17 protein-coding genes and 1 pseudogene are annotated in these 18849 nt (G+C 60.4%); all 18 read left to right on the forward strand.

The features are described from left to right. Positions 1-236 precede the first annotated feature (236 nt). Complete coding sequence (gene rfbF / locus ACP7BN_RS14420) at positions 237-1010, forward strand: glucose-1-phosphate cytidylyltransferase (RefSeq protein ID WP_420647948.1); 774 nt, start codon at positions 237-239, stop codon at positions 1008-1010. Further along, entirely contained in the window at positions 992-2074 is a 1083-nt protein-coding gene (gene rfbG, locus ACP7BN_RS14425) for a CDP-glucose 4,6-dehydratase (protein WP_426204907.1), read from the forward strand. Before rfbF ends, rfbG begins: the two co-directional genes overlap by 19 nt. Beyond that, positions 2071-2631: a dTDP-4-dehydrorhamnose 3,5-epimerase family protein gene (locus ACP7BN_RS14430; RefSeq protein ID WP_420647950.1), complete on the forward strand. Its 561-nt coding sequence runs from the start codon at positions 2071-2073 to the stop codon at positions 2629-2631. The genes rfbG and ACP7BN_RS14430 overlap by 4 nt, the downstream gene beginning before the upstream one ends. Next, a complete protein-coding gene (locus ACP7BN_RS14435; RefSeq protein WP_426204910.1) occupies positions 2628-3854 on the forward strand; it encodes a methyltransferase domain-containing protein in 1227 nt (408 codons plus the stop codon). Before ACP7BN_RS14430 ends, ACP7BN_RS14435 begins: the two co-directional genes overlap by 4 nt. Next, positions 3851-4972, forward strand: a complete 1122-nt coding sequence (locus tag ACP7BN_RS14440) for a DegT/DnrJ/EryC1/StrS family aminotransferase (protein WP_426204912.1) — start codon at positions 3851-3853, stop codon at positions 4970-4972. The genes ACP7BN_RS14435 and ACP7BN_RS14440 overlap by 4 nt, the downstream gene beginning before the upstream one ends. Continuing rightward, positions 4969-5634 carry an acetyltransferase gene (locus ACP7BN_RS14445; RefSeq protein WP_420647953.1) on the forward strand — a complete coding sequence of 222 codons (666 nt, stop codon included), beginning with the start codon at positions 4969-4971 and terminating at the stop codon, positions 5632-5634. The genes ACP7BN_RS14440 and ACP7BN_RS14445 overlap by 4 nt, the downstream gene beginning before the upstream one ends. Positions 5635-5662: 28 nt before the next feature. Continuing rightward, positions 5663-6391 carry a cephalosporin hydroxylase family protein gene (locus ACP7BN_RS14450; protein WP_426204914.1) on the forward strand — a complete coding sequence of 243 codons (729 nt, stop codon included), beginning with the start codon at positions 5663-5665 and terminating at the stop codon, positions 6389-6391. Between the two features lie 45 nt (positions 6392-6436). After that, the gene (locus ACP7BN_RS14455; protein WP_426204916.1) at positions 6437-9361 is read left to right on the forward strand and encodes a glycosyltransferase family 2 protein; all 2925 of its coding nucleotides are present in this window, start codon (positions 6437-6439) and stop codon (positions 9359-9361) included. Between the two features lie 30 nt (positions 9362-9391). Next, a complete protein-coding gene (pseB, locus tag ACP7BN_RS14460) occupies positions 9392-10393 on the forward strand; it encodes a UDP-N-acetylglucosamine 4,6-dehydratase (inverting) (protein WP_426204918.1) in 1002 nt (333 codons plus the stop codon). Continuing rightward, on the forward strand, positions 10390-11553 hold the full coding sequence (gene pseC / locus ACP7BN_RS14465) for a UDP-4-amino-4,6-dideoxy-N-acetyl-beta-L-altrosamine transaminase (protein ID WP_426204921.1): 1164 nt from the start codon (positions 10390-10392) through the stop codon (positions 11551-11553). The genes pseB and pseC overlap by 4 nt, the downstream gene beginning before the upstream one ends. A gap of 6 nt (positions 11554-11559) precedes the next feature. Continuing rightward, positions 11560-12255, forward strand: coding sequence for a pseudaminic acid cytidylyltransferase (gene pseF, locus ACP7BN_RS14470; protein ID WP_426204922.1), 696 nt, complete (start codon positions 11560-11562; stop codon positions 12253-12255). Beyond that, a pseudogene (gene pseG, locus ACP7BN_RS14475) lies at positions 12252-13349 on the forward strand (UDP-2,4-diacetamido-2,4,6-trideoxy-beta-L-altropyranose hydrolase); the annotation flags it as partial. The gene pseF and the pseudogene pseG, both read left to right, overlap by 4 nt. 75 nt (positions 13350-13424) lie before the next feature. Next, positions 13425-14477: a pseudaminic acid synthase gene (gene pseI, locus ACP7BN_RS14480; protein ID WP_426204924.1), complete on the forward strand. Its 1053-nt coding sequence runs from the start codon at positions 13425-13427 to the stop codon at positions 14475-14477. A gap of 225 nt (positions 14478-14702) precedes the next feature. After that, on the forward strand, positions 14703-15629 hold the full coding sequence (locus ACP7BN_RS14485; RefSeq protein ID WP_420647960.1) for a ketoacyl-ACP synthase III: 927 nt from the start codon (positions 14703-14705) through the stop codon (positions 15627-15629). Positions 15630-15716: 87 nt separating this feature from the next. Further along, positions 15717-17006, forward strand: a complete 1290-nt coding sequence (locus tag ACP7BN_RS14490) for a motility associated factor glycosyltransferase family protein (protein WP_426204925.1) — start codon at positions 15717-15719, stop codon at positions 17004-17006. Further along, positions 17003-17269 carry a hypothetical protein gene (locus ACP7BN_RS14495; RefSeq protein WP_426204927.1) on the forward strand — a complete coding sequence of 89 codons (267 nt, stop codon included), beginning with the start codon at positions 17003-17005 and terminating at the stop codon, positions 17267-17269. Before ACP7BN_RS14490 ends, ACP7BN_RS14495 begins: the two co-directional genes overlap by 4 nt. Before the next feature lie 244 nt (positions 17270-17513). After that, on the forward strand, positions 17514-18365 hold the full coding sequence (locus tag ACP7BN_RS14500; RefSeq protein ID WP_426204929.1) for a flagellin domain-containing protein: 852 nt from the start codon (positions 17514-17516) through the stop codon (positions 18363-18365). 72 nt (positions 18366-18437) lie between these two features. Beyond that, entirely contained in the window at positions 18438-18794 is a 357-nt protein-coding gene (locus ACP7BN_RS14505; protein WP_420647964.1) for a flagellar protein FlaG, read from the forward strand. Positions 18795-18849: the final 55 nt, after the last annotated feature.

An 18849-nucleotide genomic window follows, 5' to 3' on the forward strand; every position in this document is an offset into this window, starting at 1 on the left:
GTCGCGCGAGGCTTAAAAAACAGGCGACCTTAAACGGCGCCTGTTTTTTTTCGTCTTGTTCAGTCGATAACTAGCCAGTCGAGCTGGCGCGTTTCCTGCAAGTCCCCCTCCAATCGCCATAAAACGAGCGCTTGCGGTCTATCCACCCGCGCCCGAATCGGCAGAAAGATTGAGCCAGAAGGCCCGCACCGCTGAAAAAGCCGCGTGCCGCCCTGTGAAGAACAAGAGGGGAGACGATGAAGGCAGTTATTTTGGCGGGTGGCCTGGGCACGCGCATCAGTGAGGAGTCGCACCTCAAGCCGAAACCGATGATCGAGATCGGCGGCAAGCCAATTCTCTGGCACATCATGAAGCAGTATTCCGCGCACGGGATTCACGACTTCGTGATCTGCCTCGGCTACAAGGGCTACGCGATCAAGGACTTCTTCGCCAACTACTTCCTGCACACCTCCGACGTGACATTCGACATGCGCGAAAACCGCATGGACGTGCACCAGAACTTCAGCGAGCCATGGCGCGTCACGCTGATCGATACCGGTGAAGAAACCATGACCGGTGGCCGTCTGCGGCGCGCCTCGCGGTATCTGGAAGACGAAAAAGCGTTCTGCTTTACCTATGGCGACGGTGTCTCGGATCTGAACATCAGTGCCTTGGTCGACTTCCACCTGACCCACGGCAAGCTGGCGACAGTCACCGCCGTACAACCACCGGGACGCTACGGCGCGCTGGATCGTGAAGGCGATCGCGTGCTCGGTTTCACCGAAAAGCCGCGCGGCGACGGCGGCTGGATCAACGGCGGCTTCTTTGTACTGTCACCCAAAGTCCTGCCGCTGATCGACAGCGATGAGACTTCGTGGGAATCCGGCCCGCTCGATGGTCTGGCCGCGCGCGGCGAGCTGATGGCGTACCAGCACGACGGCTTCTGGCAACCGATGGACACCCTGCGCGATAAAAACCACCTCGAAGCGTTGTGGCAGAGCGGGGAGGCCCCATGGAAGCAGTGGGCCTGAGTGCAAACTTCTGGCGGGGCAAACGTGTTCTGGTCACCGGTCACACCGGTTTCAAGGGCAGTTGGCTGACGCTGTGGCTGCAAAGCCTCGGTGCCGATGTCAGCGGTTTTTCGCTGGATCCGTCGACCGAGCCGAGCCTGTTCGAACTGGCGCGGGTCCACGAAGGCATCAACGATCAGCGCGGCGACCTGCGTGACCTCGGCGCTCTGCTTGAGATCATCGCCGACACCGAGCCCGAGATCGTGCTGCACCTCGCAGCCCAGCCGCTGGTGCGTGAAGGCTACCGTGATCCGCTCGGCACTTATTCGAGCAACGTGATGGGCACGCTCAACCTGCTCGAAGCGATTCGTCAGGTCGGTTGCGTGCGCGCCTGCGTGCTGGTGACCACCGACAAGGTCTACGCGAACAAGGAATGGCTGTGGCCGTACCGCGAAGACGAAGCCCTCGGCGGTCACGATCCTTACAGCAGCAGCAAGGCTTGCTGCGAGCTGTTGGCGCAATCCTATGCGGCGTCGTTTTTCCCGGCCGAGAAGCACGCCGAGCACGGTCTGGCGCTGGCCACCGCACGCGCCGGCAACGTGCTGGGTGGCGGCGACTTTGCTCCGGAACGCTTGATTCCCGACGTGCTCAAGGCGTGGACGGCTGATGAGCCGGTAACCCTGCGTTACCCGCAAGCCGTGCGCCCATGGCAGCACGCGCTGGAGCCGTTGGCCGGTTATCTGCAACTGGCCGCCGGGCTCTACGAACAAGGCCCGGAATATGCCGGGGCGTGGAACTTCGGCCCGAGCGAAGCGGACATGTGCAGCGTGGGCGAAGTGGTCGAATTGCTCGCCAGCCGCTGGCCACAGGCGCGTGGCTTGCGCATCGAACCGAGTGACTTGCACGAAGCCGGTCTGCTGCGTCTGGACAGCAGCCGCGCGCGTCAGCTGCTCGGCTGGCAACCGCGCTGGTCGTTGCAGGACTGCCTGACCCAGACGCTCGACTGGCACTTGGCGTGGCAGAACGGCGATGACATGCGCGCCGTGACCCTTGGCCAACTGAACCTGTACCGAGGCGCGTTGTGAGCGAGTTTTCTTTGCAGGCTTTGCCGTTGGCCGGGCTGTTCAACGTCGTGCACAAGCGCTTTGAAGATGATCGCGGGCACTTCGCACGGCTGTTTTGCGAAGGCAGTCTGAGTGCCTTTGGCGCGGCGTTTCATATTCGCCAGATCAACCATTCCTGCACCCGCGAGCGCGGCAGTGTGCGTGGTCTGCATTATCAGAATGCCAACGCGCCGGAAGCCAAGCTGATCACCTGCCTGCGCGGTGAAGTGTGGGATGTGGCGGTCGATCTGCGCCCCGACTCAGAGACTTTTCTGCACTGGCACGCCGAGCACCTCAAGGCCGGCGACGGTCGCAGTCTGCTGATCCCGGCGGGCTTCGCCCATGGCTTCCAGACCCTGACTGACGACGCCGAATTGCTCTATCTGCACAGCGCCGATTACGCGCCTGCGCATGAGGCCGGTTTGTCGGTCAACGATCCACGCCTGGCGATTGCCTGGCCGTTACCCGTCAATAATCTGTCAGCCCGGGATTCCAGCCATCCCGCGCTTGATCAACATTTTGCTGGAGTGCGTCTATGAACTGCCGTGGGTGCGCCGCACCGCTGAGCCTGCCGTTGATCGACCTCGGCACCTCGCCGCCGTCCAACGCCTACGTGCATGCCGATCGGCTGGAACAGGCCGAGCAATGGGTGCCGCTGAAAGTCGCGGTGTGCGAGCAATGCTGGCTGGTGCAGACCGAGGATTACACCCGCGCCGACAGCCTGTTCGACGCCGAGTACGCCTATTTCAGTTCGTTCTCCAGCACTTGGCTGACCCACGCCGAACGTTATGTGGCCGAGATGGTCGAGCGCTTCGGTTTGAACGCCGACAGCCGCGTGGTGGAAGTCGCCGCCAACGACGGTTATCTGTTGCAGTACGTGGCCACGCGCGGCATCGCCTGCCTGGGCGTCGAACCAACCCGCAGCACTGCACAAGCCGCGCGCGCGAAAGGTCTGGAAATTCGCGAGCTGTTCTTCGGCCGCGACACCGCCGCGCAACTGAACAGCGAAGGCTGGGCTGCTGATTTGATGGCCGCCAATAACGTGCTCGCGCATGTGCCGGACATCAATGATTTCCTCGGCGGGTTCGCCGCGCTGCTCAAGCCGAGCGGCGTCGCCACCTTCGAATTTCCGCAACTGCTGACGCTGATGGCTGGCGCGCAGTTCGACACGCTGTATCACGAGCATTATTCCTACCTGTCGCTGACCGCCGTGCAGACCTTGTGCGAGCGCAATGGCCTGGAAGTATTCGACGTCAGCCAGCTCACTACCCATGGCGGATCGCTGCGGGTGTTCGTGCAGCGCCAGGACGGCGAACGCCGCGCGGTGCAGCCTGCGGTGCAAGCGCAATTGCAGGCCGAACTCGCTGCCGGCGTGAAAACCGCCGAGTACTACGCCACGCTGGCGCCGGCCGCTGAACGCATCAAGCATGAGCTGCTGCGTTTCCTGTTGCAGGCCAAGGCTGATGGCAAGCGCGTGGTCGGTTACGGCGCGGCGGCCAAGGGAAACACCTTGCTCAACTACGCCGGCATCCGCGCCGATCTGTTGGCCTGGGTCGCCGATGCCAACCCGCACAAGCAGGGCAAGTTCCTGCCCGGCAGCCGTATTCCAATTGTCGCGCCCGAGCGTATCGCAGTGGAAAAACCCGACTACATCCTCGTGCTGCCATGGAACCTGTTGAGTGAAGTGACCGAGCAGTTGGCCGAGGCCAAAACATGGGGTGCACGATTTGTAGTGGCGGTTCCGGAGTTGAGCATTCGATGAGCAGAATTCATTACACCAAGCCGAGTGTCGGCGAACTTGAGGCACGTTACGTTCTGGATGCCGTGCAAAACGGCTGGGGCGAGCGCTGCTACGAATACCTGACGCGCTTCGAGCACGGGTTTGCCGAGCATCTGGGCGCGACTTATGCGATTGCCACCTCCAGTTGTACCGGTGCCTTGCACATGGGCATGGCCGCCCTCGGCGTGGGTGCCGGCGACGAAGTGATTCTGGGCAATACCAACTGGATCGCTTCGGCGGCGCCGATCACTTATCTGGGCGCGACCCCGGTGTTTGTCGACGTGCTCAGCGATAGCTGGTGCCTCGATCCGCAACAAGTGCGAAACGCGATCAGCCCGCGTACCAAGGCGATTCTGGCCGTGCATCTGTACGGCAATCTGTGTGACATGGACGCCTTGCTGGCGATCGGTCGCGAGTTCGGCATCCCGGTGATCGAAGATGCGGCGGAAGCCATCGGCTCGCAGTGGCGCGGCCAGGCTGCCGGTTCGCTTGGCGCTTTCGGGGCCTTCTCGTTCCATGGCACGAAAACCATGACCACGGGCGAGGGCGGCATGTTTGTCACCTCGGACAAAGCGTTGTACGAACGCGTCCTGACGCTCTCCAATCATGGTCGAGTGGCGGGCAGCACCAAGCAATTCTGGCCGGATTTCGTCGGCTTCAAATACAAGATGAGCAACCTGCAAGCGGCGATCGGCTGCGCTCAGGTCGAACGCATTGAAGAGCTTATCGAGCGCAAACGGGCGATTTTCGCCAACTATGCGCACGCACTTGAAGGCGTGCCGGGTGTGTCCTTGAACCCGGAACCGACCCATGGGCGCAACGGTTACTGGATGCCGACCGTAGTGTTTGATGCCGATACCGGCATCCATCGCAATGAGTTGATCGCGGCATTTCAGGCCGCCGATATCGATGCCCGAGTGTTTTTCTGGCCGCTGTCCTCGCTGCCAATGTTCAGTGAACGAATAGTTGAAACGCCTGTAGCGTTCGCGTTGCCCGAGCGCGCTTTCAACCTGCCGAGCTATCACGAAATGACCGACGCCGATCAGCAGCGTGTCGTCGCCGTGATCCTCGACTTGCTTGCTCGCAGGCAAACATTGTGAAGACCTATCTGTTAGGCGCCGCCAACCCGGAAGCGGTGCGCATGCTGCACGCGGTCAAGCGTCATACGCCAAACGCCGAATTTGCGTTTCTGGACAATGATCCGCGCAAGCACGGCACGCTGTTCCATGGTGTTCCGGTGATTGGCGGTTCGCAGTGTGTCGCAGAACTCAAGGGGCCGGACGTGCGGTTCGTCAACCTGATTACCGGCAGCACGCGACTGCGCTACGAAACCACCTGTGAACTGGTCGAGGCGGGTGCCTGCCTGGGCCAGTTCATCCATCCTGGCATCGACCTGACAATGACCCGCATGGGGCAGGGCAGCTATTTGCAGGAAGGCGTGTTGCTGCAAGCTGAAGTGACGCTTGGCGATAACACCAGCATCAGCGCCGGCAGTGTAGTGGGACACGAAGGCCGGATCGGCCATTCGGTGTTCCTGGCGCCCGGCGTGTGCATCGCCGGTTGCGTGGAGATCGGCGACGGCACGTTCATCGGTACCAATGCCACGATCCTGCCGCGCCTGCGCATCGGCCGCTGGGTCATGATCGGTGCGGGCGCCGTGGTGACCAGGGACGTCCCGGATTTTTCAGTCGTGGTGGGCAACCCCGCCAGGATCATCAAGACCAACGCAGTGCCTTACCCCGACGGCAAGGTATTCAAGTAAGCGTTTCCCCTTTTTTTGGAGAGTTGCAATGAATCCTCATGAGCAGTTTCGCGAAGAAGTAAAAACCAACATCGAAGGCCTGCAACAGGACAAGGCGCTGCAAGCCGAATCCCTCGCCTGGGTCGGCACCACCGCAAAGCACAAGTACACCTATAACTTCAGCTGGATGGGACGCCCGATCATTCAGTTCCCGCAGGACATGGTCGCGATGCAGGAGATCATCTGGAATCTGCGTCCGGACATCATCGTGGAAACCGGCATTGCTCATGGCGGTTCGCTGGTGTTTTACGCCTCGATGCTGGAACTGGTCGGCCATGGTGAAGTGTTGGGCGTTGATATCGATATCCGTCAGCACAACCGCGAAGCGATCGAAGCTCACCCGATGAGCAAACGCATCAGCATGATCCAGGGTTCGAGCATCGATACTGCGATTGTCGACCAGGTGCGCGCGCGCATCGAGGGCAAGAAAGTGCTGGTGGTGCTCGACTCCAACCACACCCATGAACACGTGCTCGAAGAGCTGCGCCTGTATGCGCCGATGGTCTCGGTGGGCAGCTACTGCGTGGTCATGGATACCGTGGTCGAGGACATGCCGACAGACGCTTTTCCGGATCGTCCGTGGGGCAAAGGTGATAACCCGAAAACCGCAGTGTGGGCTTACCTGAAAGAAACCAATGCTTTTGAAATCGACCAGGCCATTCACAGCAAGTTGCTGATCACAGTGGCGCCGGACGGCTATCTACGTCGCGTACGTTAATCGACAGAATTGAGTTTTCGGCGACTCGCCGTTTGTGGGGAAAGTATGCAAGGCAAGAATAGTTCTGAACACGGTTTGGCACTCGACGATCAGTTGACCGTTGTGCTGATTTCTCACGAACGACCGGCGTTTCTGCGTCGTGCCGTGCGTTTTTACAGCAGCCTGCCGTGCAGGATTCTTGTGCTGGATTCCTCGGTCGAGGCTCAACCGGGCATGGCCGCACAGTTTGCCAATGTTGATTACCGGCACTTGCCGCAGTACGGCTATTGGGGCATCCGCGCCAAGCTGGCGTACGGCGTGGAGCAGTTGCAGACGCCGTACATGGTGTTTGCCGCCGACGATGACTTCCTCGTGCACGATGCTCTGCATGAGGCGGTGGCCTTCATGCAAGCCAACCCCGATTACAGCCTGTGCCATGGCTACAGCATGATGTACCTGGCGCTGCCCAACAGCGTCAGCTACTACCGCCGTGACAAGAAGGTCTGCGAGGACTACTGCTCCGATCTGGCCCAGGAGCGCCTGACGGAATACATGCGGCAGTACCTGCCGCCGTTTTACGCCGTGCAGCGCACTGCAATTCTGCGTGACTGGTATGCCGCAATGCCCGAAGACACGATCTTCCAATGGCAAGAGGTTGGCCACACCTGGTACATGCTGGCCCGGGGCAAGGCGCGAATTCTGCCGATCCCCTACGTGGTGCGTGAGCTCAACTATGAGCAATCCGACCACAACACCGAGATCTACCACTCGCTGGCCTATACCGACGCCAAGCATGTCGCCGAGCGTGAAGCCTTCGCCGGTTTCGTCGCCAGCTTGCCAACCCAAGTGCAGCATGCGGATCCGCAGCAGGGTAAAGCCTTTGCGCTCGAGAGCTTCGAAGCACTGGCCGACAGTCTGCGCACCAGTCGTGCGTTGACCGCCGAGTTGATTCTGGATTCGACCTGGACTGACACCGATGCCGACCCACAGCGCCGTTTCGGCCCGAAACAGTACGTCGAAATGCCGTTCTACAATCAGGCGTTCTTTGATCAGTTGACCCACTTCGAGTTTCTGATCCATGCAATGCCGGCGGGCCGCGTCCAGTTGAGAGGGCTGGAGGGCATCTGGGCGCGGCAACAGCACCTGATGCTGGCGCGCAACAACGACACGCCGGAGAGTGTGATTGACCGTTTGTGGCAGGCCCACGACAGCAATGTGTTCAATCGCGATGTGATCAGGCGCCTGGTGACTCAGCTGCAAGCAATGGGCGAATCGCAAGAAGCGCAAGAACTCGGTGACTGGCTTGCGCGCCTGGAAGCCGTGTCGCTGGAAGGCAATCACTCGGCATTCAGCAAGATGCTGACGGGTCGCTTGATCCAATGGCTCGCCGAGCGCCAACCTGATGCCGAACAGACGCATGCAATTTCGCGTCATCTGGAGGCGAATGGTGGTGGTCCGCAGTTCGGCATTTTGCTGCTCGATCTGGACAACGACATCGATAAGATCCAAGTCACGCTGGACAGTTTGCTGGAAAGCGGTAGCAAGGCCTTCAAAGTAGTGGTGTTCACCACCGGCGAACCGCCGGCCGCGACCACCGCGCAAAACGTCCTGCACTTTGTGCGCGTCACTCAGGGCAACTTCGTCGACAAGCTGAACGCGAGTGTTGGCCAGTCGTCCGCCGACTGGTTGCTGCTGGCTGAGGCCGGCGACGAATTTACCGCCAGTGGTCTGTTGCGTGCAGGTCTGGAGTTGCAGGCTGCCGGTGACTGCCGCGCCGTCGCGACCGATGAAATCCAGCGCACGTCCGAAGGCGCGCTGGTCAACGTATTCCGCAGCGGCTTCAACCTCGACCTGCTGCAAAGTGTCCCGGCGCTGATGGCGCGGCACTGGCTGATTCGTCGCGACGTGCTGGTCGAGGCCGGTGGTTATCAGCCTGATTTCAGCAAGGCGCTGGAATTCGACCTGCTGCTGCGCATCATCGAACAGGGTGGCGTGGGCGGTCTGGCGCACCTCGACGAACCTTTGCTGATCACCCAGGCGCAAGCGCTGGAAGACAACCCGGATGAACGTCAGGCGTTGTTGCGTCACCTGAGCACGCGCGGCTACAAGGCGCAGGTCACCTCGTCGTTGCCGGGCACCTGGCAGGTGGATTATCGCCATCCGGGCCGCCCGCAGGTGTCGGTGATTGTGCCGGCCTCGGATGATCTGCCGGCGCTGCAACGTTGCCTCGAAGGCTTGCTGCTGCGAACCCGCTACACCCAGTACGAGGTGTTGATTGCGGCCAATCCGAATCACTCGGCAGCGGTCAACGATTGGCTCGGCGCGCTGAACAACGCCAAGGTGCGCGTGCTCTATAGCGATCAGCCGCTGAGCGAGGCGGCGTTGTGCAATGCCGCGAGCGAGCAGGCGCAAGGTGAGTTCCTGGTGCTGATGGCGGCGGACAGTGAAGTGGTCAACCCGAACTGGATCGAATCGCTGCTCAACCACGCGCAGCGTCCGGAAGTCGGGATCGTCGGTGCCAAGCTGATCAATCGCGACCGCAAGATTGCCCATGCCGGGCTGATTCTGGGGATGAATAACGGCGTCGGCTCGGCGTTTGTTGGCGAGAAGCACGACGCCGAGGTGTACATGCAACGCCTGCTGGTGGAGCAGAACTACTCGGCCGTCTCCGGCGTGTGCCTGATGGTGCGCAAAGAGCTGTTCAATGCGCTCGGCGGGCTGGATGAAGAGACCTTTGCTGACGCTTACAGCGATGTCGATCTGTGCCTCAAGGCCGGTGCTGCCGGTTACCTCACGGTGTGGACGCCGCTGGTGCAGGTCATCCACCCGGGCCGCACGCCAGAGGCGCCGCAGGCACTGGCAGCGCTGCGCGAAAAATGGCCGGGCATGTTCGCCGCCGATCCGCTGTACAACGCCAATCTGGCGCTGACCGGCAAGGGTTTTACCTTGGCACCGAGTGCTCCGATTGATTGGGCGCAATTGCTCGCTTAAGCCTTGCGCACAGCAAACAGGACTCAAGACATGTTCAACGGTAAATCGATTTTCATCTCCGGCGGCACCGGTTCGTTCGGGCGCAATTTCATCCGCCGCTTGCTGGAGCAATACCAGCCCAAGCGCGTGGTGGTGTTTTCGCGCGATGAGCTCAAGCAGTACGAGATGCAGCAGACGTTCAACGCGCCGTGCATGCGTTATTTCCTTGGCGACGTGCGCGATGCCGAGCGTTTGCGTCAGGCCATGCGTGGCATCGATTACGTGATCCATGCGGCGGCGTTGAAGCAGGTGCCGGCGGCGGAATACAACCCGACCGAATGCATCCGCACCAACGTCAACGGCGCGGAAAACATCATCGCGGCGGCCATCGACAACGGCGTGCAAAAGGTTGTGGCGCTGTCCACCGACAAAGCGGCCAGCCCGATCAATCTGTACGGCGCAACCAAGTTGCTTTCGGACAAACTGTTCGTCGCCGCCAACAACATCGCCGGCGAGCAGCACACCCGTTTCGCCGTGGTGCGCTACGGCAACGTCGCCGGTTCGCGCGGCTCGGTAGTGCCGTTCTTCAACAAGCTGATTGCTGAAGGCGCGACCGAACTGCCGATCACCGACGAGCGCATGACGCGTTTCTGGATCACCCTCGATCACGGCGTGCAATTTGTCCTCGACAGCTTCGCGCGCATGCACGGCGGCGAAGTATTTGTGCCGAAGATTCCGTCGATTCGCATCGTCGATCTGGCGCGCGGCATGGCCGGGCATTTGCCGCACAAGAATGTCGGCATTCGTCCGGGCGAGAAACTGCATGAATTGATGGTGCCGCTGGACGATGCACGGATGACCCTGGAGTTCGACGATCACTACACGATTCAGCCGTCGATTCGCTTTACCAGCGTCGACGTGGATTTTGCCGTGGATCAGCTCGGCGAGCGTGGCCATCCGGTCGGCGAGGATTTCGAATACCGCTCCGACACCAATCCGCAGTTCCTCTCGGTGGGGCAGATCGCTGACCTGCACGCGGACCTTTCGGCATGATTCCCTACGGTCGGCAGAGCGTTGATCAGGCGGACATCGACGCAGTCGTCGAAGTTTTGCAGTCCGACTGGCTGACCCAAGGGCCGACCATCGAACGCTTCGAGCAGGCCATGGCCGAACGTTGCCAGGCGGCTTACGGCGTGGCGGTGTGCAACGCCACAGCGGCGCTGCACATTGCCTGTCTGGCTGCGGGACTGGGGCCGGGTGATCGACTGTGGACCACGCCGAACACCTTTCTCGCGTCGGCCAATTGCGGGCGTTACTGCGGGGCCGATGTCGACTTCGTGGATATCGACCGGCTGACCTGGAACCTCGACGCTTTTGCGCTGGCGGCCAAGCTTGAGCAAGCCGAGCGCGAAGAAAAACTGCCTAAAGTCCTCGTTGCGGTGGCGTTCTCCGGGCAGAGCTGCGACATGCGCCAGATTGCCGAACTGGCGACGCGCTACAACTTCACTGTGATCGAAGATGCTTCGCACGCGGTGGGTGCGTCCTACGCGGGGCGTCCGGTCGGTTGCGGCGAATTCGCCGCGATGACGGTGTTCAGTTTCCACCCGGTGAAAATCATCACCAGTGGCGAGGGCGGCATGGTGTTGACCAATCGCCCGGAGCTGGCCGAGCGTCTGCAACGCCTGCGCAGCCACGGCATGACCCGCGACCCGCAGCAGATGAGCGAAGCCAGTCATGGCCCGTGGTACTACCAGCAGATCGAGCTCGGTTTCAATTACCGGATCACCGATCTGCAAGCGGCGCTGGGGCTGTCGCAACTGAGCAAACTGGATGATTTCGTAGCGCGTCGCCGTGAACTGGCGGCGCGTTACGATCAACTGCTCGCCTACTTGCCACTGACCTTGCCCAGCCCGCAGCCGGAGGCCGAGTCGGCCTGGCATCTGTACGTGGTGCGCTTGCAGACTGAGCGCTGCAATCTCAGCCATCGTCAGGTGTTCGAAGGTTTGCGCGCGGCCGGGATCGGGGTGAATCTGCACTATATTCCCGTGCATCTGCAGCCGTACTATCGCGACCTGGGTTTTGCCGAGGGCGATTTCCCCGAGGCCGAACGTTATTACGCCGAGGCGATCAGCTTGCCGCTGTTCCCGCTGCTCAGCGAAGAACAACAGGACCATGTGGTCGAGCATCTGCGTCGGCTGCTGCTTGAGGAGTAGTTTTACGTGAGTTGTGTGGCGATCATTCCGGCGCGCGGTGGCAGCAAGCGCATCCCGCGCAAGAACCTCAAAGCGTTCGACGGCGTGCCGATGATCGTCCGCTCGATTCGCACGGCGCTGGAGTCGGGTCTGTTCGATCAGGTGGTGGTCAGCACCGATGATCAGGAGATCGCCGAGATCGCCCGCGCGCATGGCGCCGAGGTGCCGTTCATGCGTCCGGCGGAGTTGGCTGATGATTTCGCCGGCACAGCGGCGGTGATCGTGCATGCCTTGCAGCAACTGCCGAGCTTCGATTACGCGTGTTGCGTTTACGCCACGGCGCCGCTGTTGCAGGCGCGCTACCTGCGTCAGGGCTTTGAGTTGCTTGAGCAGCATGCAGACAAGTCGTTCGCGTTTTCGGTGTGCAGTTTCGGTTTTCCGGTGCAGCGCGCGCTGACTCTGGACGGGCAGGGCGCATTGACGCCGCTGTATCCGCAGTTTCGCGATACCCGCTCGCAGGATTTGCCTGAAGCCTTTCAGGATGCAGGCCAGTTCTACTGGGGACGCAGTGCGGCCTGGCTGAGTGGCGAGGTCATGTTTTCGCCGGCCAGTCTGCCAGTGATTCTGCCCCGGCATCTGGTGCAGGACATCGATACGCCCGAAGACTGGCAGCGTGCCGAATATCTGTACGCCGCGCTCAAGGCTGGTGGAGAACTGCAATGAGAGTGCTGATCCGCGCCGACGCCTCCCCAACCATCGGCAGCGGCCACATCGCCCGTTGCCTGACGCTGGCGCGAGTGCTGCGCGCGCAGGGCAGTCATGTCGCATTTGCCTGCCGACGTTTGCCGGGGCATCGACTCGATTTCTTGCATGCTGAAGGTTTTCAGACTTTCGCGCTGCCCGAGCGCTACGCCGATGAAGACCCGCAGCAGGCCATCGAAGCGATGCTGCCGTGGCAGGCGGACATCGACGCGTTGGCGGCACTGCTCGAAGGGCAGGCCGGGTTCGACTGGATCATCGCTGACCACTACGGTCTCGATCATCACTGGCAAACCGCCGCGCGCCGCTGGGCACCTCGGATTGCTGCGGTGGACGATCTGGCGACCCGGCGTTATAGCGTCGATCTGCTGCTCAATCAGAATCTGTCCGGCCTGCACGAAAACTATGCGCCGCTGCTGCCGGAGCACTGCCAAACCCTGCTCGGCCCGCGTTACGCGATGCTGCGTGAAGAGTTCATCTGCCCGGCCATCGAGATCAAACCCAAGGCGACGCGCGTGCTGGTGAATTTCGGCGGCTTCGACGCTGCCATGCAGACTCATCACGCGATGCTCGCGCTGGCGGATTTCCCGGAGCTGGAAGTGGATTTTCTCGCCGGTGCCGACAACCCGGCATGGGCGCAGATGCAGACCCTTGCCGAGACGCGGCCGCACTGGCGCCTGCACAGTTTTGTCAGCGATTTCTATCAGCGCATGACTCAAGCCGATGTATTTATCGGCGCTGGCGGCGGCACCAGTTGGGAGCGTGCGGCGCTGGGTCTGCCGACGATCTGCATTGCGGTGTCGAACAACCAGCAGGCCAACGGCGAGATCATGGCGGCGGCCGGCGCGCATGTGTTCATGGGCGCGCGTGAGCAGGTCAGTGTCGAGCAACTGCGACTGGCAATCGGGTTTGTCGCCGACAACTATTATTTGCGCCAGAGCCTGGCCGAGCGTTCGCGGCAACTGGTGGATGGGCGCGGTGCGCCGCGGGTGGCGGCGGCATTGGCTGACGCGGTGCTCAACGTGGCCCCGGTAACGCCGGATGGCCAATCGACCCTCATTTAATGTATTTCGCGAGGCCGAATTCATCCTCGGTGCTTGCGGGTTTACCCGAGTTTTCAAGGAACACCGCACATGAGCAGTTTCAAGATTGGCCACCGTCTGATCGGTGCCGACGCGCCGCCCTTCATCATTGCCGAGATGAGCGGCAACCATAACCAATCGCTTGAAGTGGCGCTGCAGATTGTCGAAGCGGCGGCCAAGGCCGGCGCGCATGCCTTGAAGTTGCAAACCTATACCGCCGAAACCATGACTCTGGATCTGACTGAGGGCGAATTCTTCATCAAGGATCCGGGAAGTCTGTGGGCCGGCACGTCGCTGTATGACTTGTATGAAAAGGCCCACACGCCTTGGGAATGGCACGCGCCGATCTTCGCCCGGGCGAAAGAGCTGGGGATGCTCGCGTTTTCGACGCCGTTCGATGACACGGCGGTGGACTTTCTCGAAAGCCTCGATGTGCCGGCCTACAAGATCGCCAGTTTTGAAAACACTGATCTGCCGTTGATCCGCCGCGTGGCCGCCACTGGCAAACCACTGATCATCTCCACCGGCATGGCCAGCATCGCTGAACTCGACGAGACCGTACGCGCGGCCCGTGAGGCGGGGTGCAAGGATCTGGTGTTGCTCAAGTGCACCAGCACTTATCCGGCGACGCCGGCCAACAGCAACGTGCGCACGATCCCGCATCTGCGTGAGTTGTTCGGTTGCGAAGTCGGATTGTCCGATCACTCGATGGGGGTCGGCGTGTCGGTGGCCGCTGTGGCGCTGGGTGCGACCGTGGTGGAAAAACACTTCACACTGGATCGTGCGGCGGGTGGCGTCGACGCCAGCTTCTCGCTCGAGCCGGCAGAAATGGCCAGCCTGGTGCTGGAAACCGAACGCGCCTGGCAGGCCATGGGCCAGGTGCAATACGGCCCGACCGAGGCTGAACTGAAGTCGGTGGTTTACCGCCGCTCGCTGTACGTCACCGCTGATATGGCCGCTGGTGAAGCCTTTAGTGCGGACAATCTGCGCGCCATTCGTCCCGGCCTCGGTCTGCCGCCCAAGCACACCGACGCCATTCTCGGACGCCGCGCCCGCGCGCCGATCAAACGCGGCACGCCGCTGGACTGGTCACTGATCGAATAAGCCGATCTGCACCGATTCGGCAAAATAGCGTGACCTGTGAGTCATAACGCGCATCTTCACTGTATTGTATTGACCGGGAAGATGGCGCCTGACCCGTTATCGGTTGCAGTGATAGCCCTTTGCGCTCCCCGTGGCTGCCCGTTGTGGCGGCTTTTGTCTGTCTGTCGGCGCCCCTCGAATCCTTGCGAGCGGTGGTATTGGGCTGTTTATTATTGGGAAGCCGTAATGATTGGCATAAAAAGCATTGCGAGCTACGTTCCTGTAGCCGGCGTGGACAATTACGCACAAGGTGCAAAATTCGAGAAGGATGAAGATTTCATCCTCGGCAAGATCGGTTCAGCCTTTCTGCCACGCAAAGACGCTGATCAGGAAACCTCCGATCTGTGTGTTGAAGCAGCCAATGCGCTGTTCGCCAGCAACCCTGCGCTGAAACGTGAAGCGATTGACGCGCTGATCGTGGTCACCCAGAACGGTGACGAAGAAGGTCTGCCGCACACCGCAGCCATCGTCCAGGACAAGCTCGGCCTGCCGACCACGGTCGCGGCGTTCGATATTTCCCTGGGCTGCTCCGGTTACGTCTACGGCATCTACGCGATCAAGGGTTTCATGGAAGCCGCCGGCCTGAAAAACGGTCTGCTGATCACCGCTGACCCGTATTCGAAGATCGTCGACCCGGAAGATCGCAACACCACCATGCTGTTCGGCGATGCCGCCACCGCGACCTGGATGGGTGAAGATCCGCTGTGGGCGCTGGGTAAGGCCAAGTTCGGTACCGACGGTGCCGGCGCACCGCACTTGAAGGTGACCGATGGCGTGTTCTTCATGAACGGTCGTCAGGTGTTCAACTTCGCGTTGCTTAAAGTCCCGGCGCACTTGCATGAATTGCTCGACGACTCCGGTCTGAAGTCCGATGACATCGATGCGTTCTGCATCCACCAGGGCAGCGCGGCGATCGTCGATGCCGTGGCGCGACGCTTCGAAGGCGAGCCGGAGAAGTTCATCAAGGACATGGTCGAGACCGGCAACACCGTGTCGTCGAGCATTCCGTTGCTGCTGGAAAAACATGCGCTCGACTCGCAATGGCAGCGCGTGGCGATCAGCGGTTTCGGCGTTGGCCTGTCGTGGGGCTCGGCGATCATCTATCGTCCTTGAGTCTGGTCAAAAACGGCGGATACAAAAATAGCGTTCAAGGTTAACCTTGAACGCTATTTTTTTGCCTGAAACGGAGCGCAAGGCGCCATGAGCGAGTTTTTCCAAGCCAACGCCCAGGTGATCCAGCAACGCTGGCCGGCGGTGTTTGCACGATTGGTGGCTGAGGACGCGTCGGCCATTCAAGCCGAACTGGTGCAAGGCCTGGGCTCTACGCTGAGTGTGGACGGGATTCAACTGACCAGTCGCCACGACCGGATCCACGAGGCCCGGGTCCAGGCGGCCAGCCTGCCGGAAAAGCCCCGGGTGCACATCTACGGCACCGGCCTTGGCGACCTGCCGTCGGTGTTGCTCGAGCGCGCCGCACTGGAGAGGTTGTACGTGCACATCCTCAACGGCGCCTTGTTTGCGTTGGTTCTGCAGTTGCTCGACCAGCGGCCATGGCTTGAAGACCCCAGAGTGGAACTGATGTATGCCGGCGATCATGCGGATATCTACACGCCGTTTTTTGCGCTGCCCGCCGAAATGCTCCTGGCCGATGACTTCAGCGCGAAGATTCGTGATCGGCTGGTCAATGAGGTTCACCTGAGTTTCAACAATCGCGAGTTCGATCCGCAATTGCCGGCGATTCAGCAGCGCTTGCGCGATAGCCTGGAGGTGCTGCTTGGCGATGATGACGTGGCGCAACTGTTTGGTACCTGCAGCGGCCGCGAAATCTATGTGATCGGCACCGGGCCGAGTCTGGAAGGGCATTTTGAACGGCTGGCGTCGGTGCGCGGTCAGGTCGACCGTCCGCTGTTCATTTGTGTCGACACGGCCTATCGGCCTTTGCGCCAGCACGGGATCATTCCCGATCTGGTGGTGACGATCGATCAGTTGATCAGCTTTCGGCACCTGCCTTTCGAGGAGTCCGACGGCATCCCGCTGGTGTACCTGCCCATGAGCTCACCGCAGGTGTTGAAGGCCTGGAGGGGCAAGCGCTATGGCGCTTATACCGCCAGCCCTGTCTATGCCACGTTGCGTGATCAGCACCCTCGGGCCGAATTGCATGCGGGTGGCAGTGTGATTCACCCCGCCGTGGACCTGGCCGTGAAAATGGGCGGCACGCGCATCACCCTGTTCGGCGCCGACTTTGCCTTCCCGATGAACAAGACGCATGCCGGATGGAACGATGGCGATCTGGGGCCAGCCCTGGAGCAGGCTCGGCACTGGGTCCGTGACGGCAATGGCGAACGGGTCAGGACGCAGTTGAACTTTCGTGGCTACCTGTGCGTGATGGAGCGTTACATCGCGCGGCATCCAGAGGTCAGCTTCCTTAACAGCAGTCGGGCAGGGGCGATGATCGTGGGCACGCAATTCAATCCGGAGTTTGTGCAATGAGTGCGCAGGTGGATTGCATCAGCGCATGCCGGCAATGCGCCGGATTGTTTCGTTTGGGGCGTGATGTCGAAGCGGCGCTGACCATGGTCGACGTATTCGACGAGGCGCAGCGGTTTTTTTCACTCGCCTCTGAGGAGGTTCAGCAGTCGTGGGCACAGGTGCTGACACACATATTGGCGTGTCAGGAACGCCAGGATTGGTTGGGGCTTGCCGATTTCGTCGAGTATGAACTGATTGAATTGCTCGACAGCGCGCAGCGCTGAAGGGGGATCGACGGCTCTGGCACAAGGGTTGGTGGTACGGACAGTTTTATGGCGTCATTTTTTTCGTGGGTGGAGCGCCCTAAGCCCTTGTTTTTTTGGGAGTGGCAGGGTGATGGCAATATTTTTTCAAAAAGCCCTCAAGCAACCTGCAAACCCGACGATAACTATTACGAAGGTTCTCTAGGCCATACCCGGCGGTTGCCAGGGCCGGAAGCCGCAGTACCCAACCAACGAGGAATTCGTCATGGCTTTAACAGTAAACACCAACACTACGTCGTTGAACGTTCAGAAAAACCTGAACAAAGCTTCCGACGCTCTGTCGACTTCGATGCAGCGCCTGTCTTCCGGCCTGAAAATCAACAGCGCTAAAGACGACGCCGCTGGCCTGCAGATCGCTACCCGCATGACTTCCCAGATCCGTGGTGGCAACCAGGCGATCCAGAACGCCAACGACGGTATCTCCGTTGCTCAGACCGCTGAAGGCGCTCTGCAAGCTTCGACCGACATTCTGCAGCGTATGCGTGAACTGGCTGTTAAAGCCCGTACCGGTACCAACGGCAGCATCGACCAGAAAGCAACGAACGACGAATTCGCTCAGTTGTCCGACGAGATCACCCGTATCTCGGCTTCGACCAACCTGAACGGCAAAAACCTGCTGGACGGTTCGGCTGGTACTGTGACCCTGCAAGTGGGCGCAAACACCGGTTCGGCTAACCACATCGACCTGGTACTGAGCTCCAAGTTCGACGCCGTCAGCCTGAACGTAGGTAGCGGTACTGTAGTTCTGACCGGTGCAAGCGTATCGGGCGCTGCTGTCAACATCGACAACGCAATCACCGCGATCGACGCTGCAATTGCCACGATCAACAGCACTCGTTCGAGCCTGGGTGCTTCGCAAAACCGTCTGACCAGCACCATCTCCAACCTGCAGAACATCGTGGAAAACACCACTGCAGCACAAGGTCGCGTACAAGATACCGACTTCGCCGCTGAGACTGCTAACCTGACCAAGCAGCAAACCCTGCAACAGGCTTCGACCTCCGTACTGGCTCAAGCCAACCAACTGCCTTCCGCTGTACTGAAGCTGCTTCAGTAATTTCGGAATAAGTTTTAGCGGGGGAGTGCGCTTGTCGTGCTCTCTCGCTTTTTACGTTCAGAGGTGATGAGCATGGACATGAGCGTCAAGCTTAACGTGGCTTATCCGGCGCCCAAGCCAGCCAACATCGTCGCTGACAAACAGCCAGAGACGAAGCCTCAGGTCGTCGCTGTGGTCGCTGCTCCCGAAAAGAGCGGTGATTCGGATGAGACCAAGCTGAAACTGGCAGTGCAGGAGATCGAGAAGTTTGTACAGTCGATCAAGCGCAACCTGGAGTTCTCGATTGACGAGCATTCCGGAAAGGTCATCGTCAAGGTGATCGCGAGCGAAACGGGTGAGGTTGTACGACAGATCCCTTCCGCAGAAGCCCTCAAGCTGGCTGAAAGTCTGAGCAATGCGAGTCATGTATTGTTCGACGCTAAAGTCTGATAGCTGGCATGAATAGTGTTTGAAGTGCTTTAGGCGCTGGCAAAGGTCAAAAGAC

This window comes from Pseudomonas sp. TWP3-1, assembly GCF_049896625.1.
Taxonomy (GTDB): domain Bacteria; phylum Pseudomonadota; class Gammaproteobacteria; order Pseudomonadales; family Pseudomonadaceae; genus Aquipseudomonas.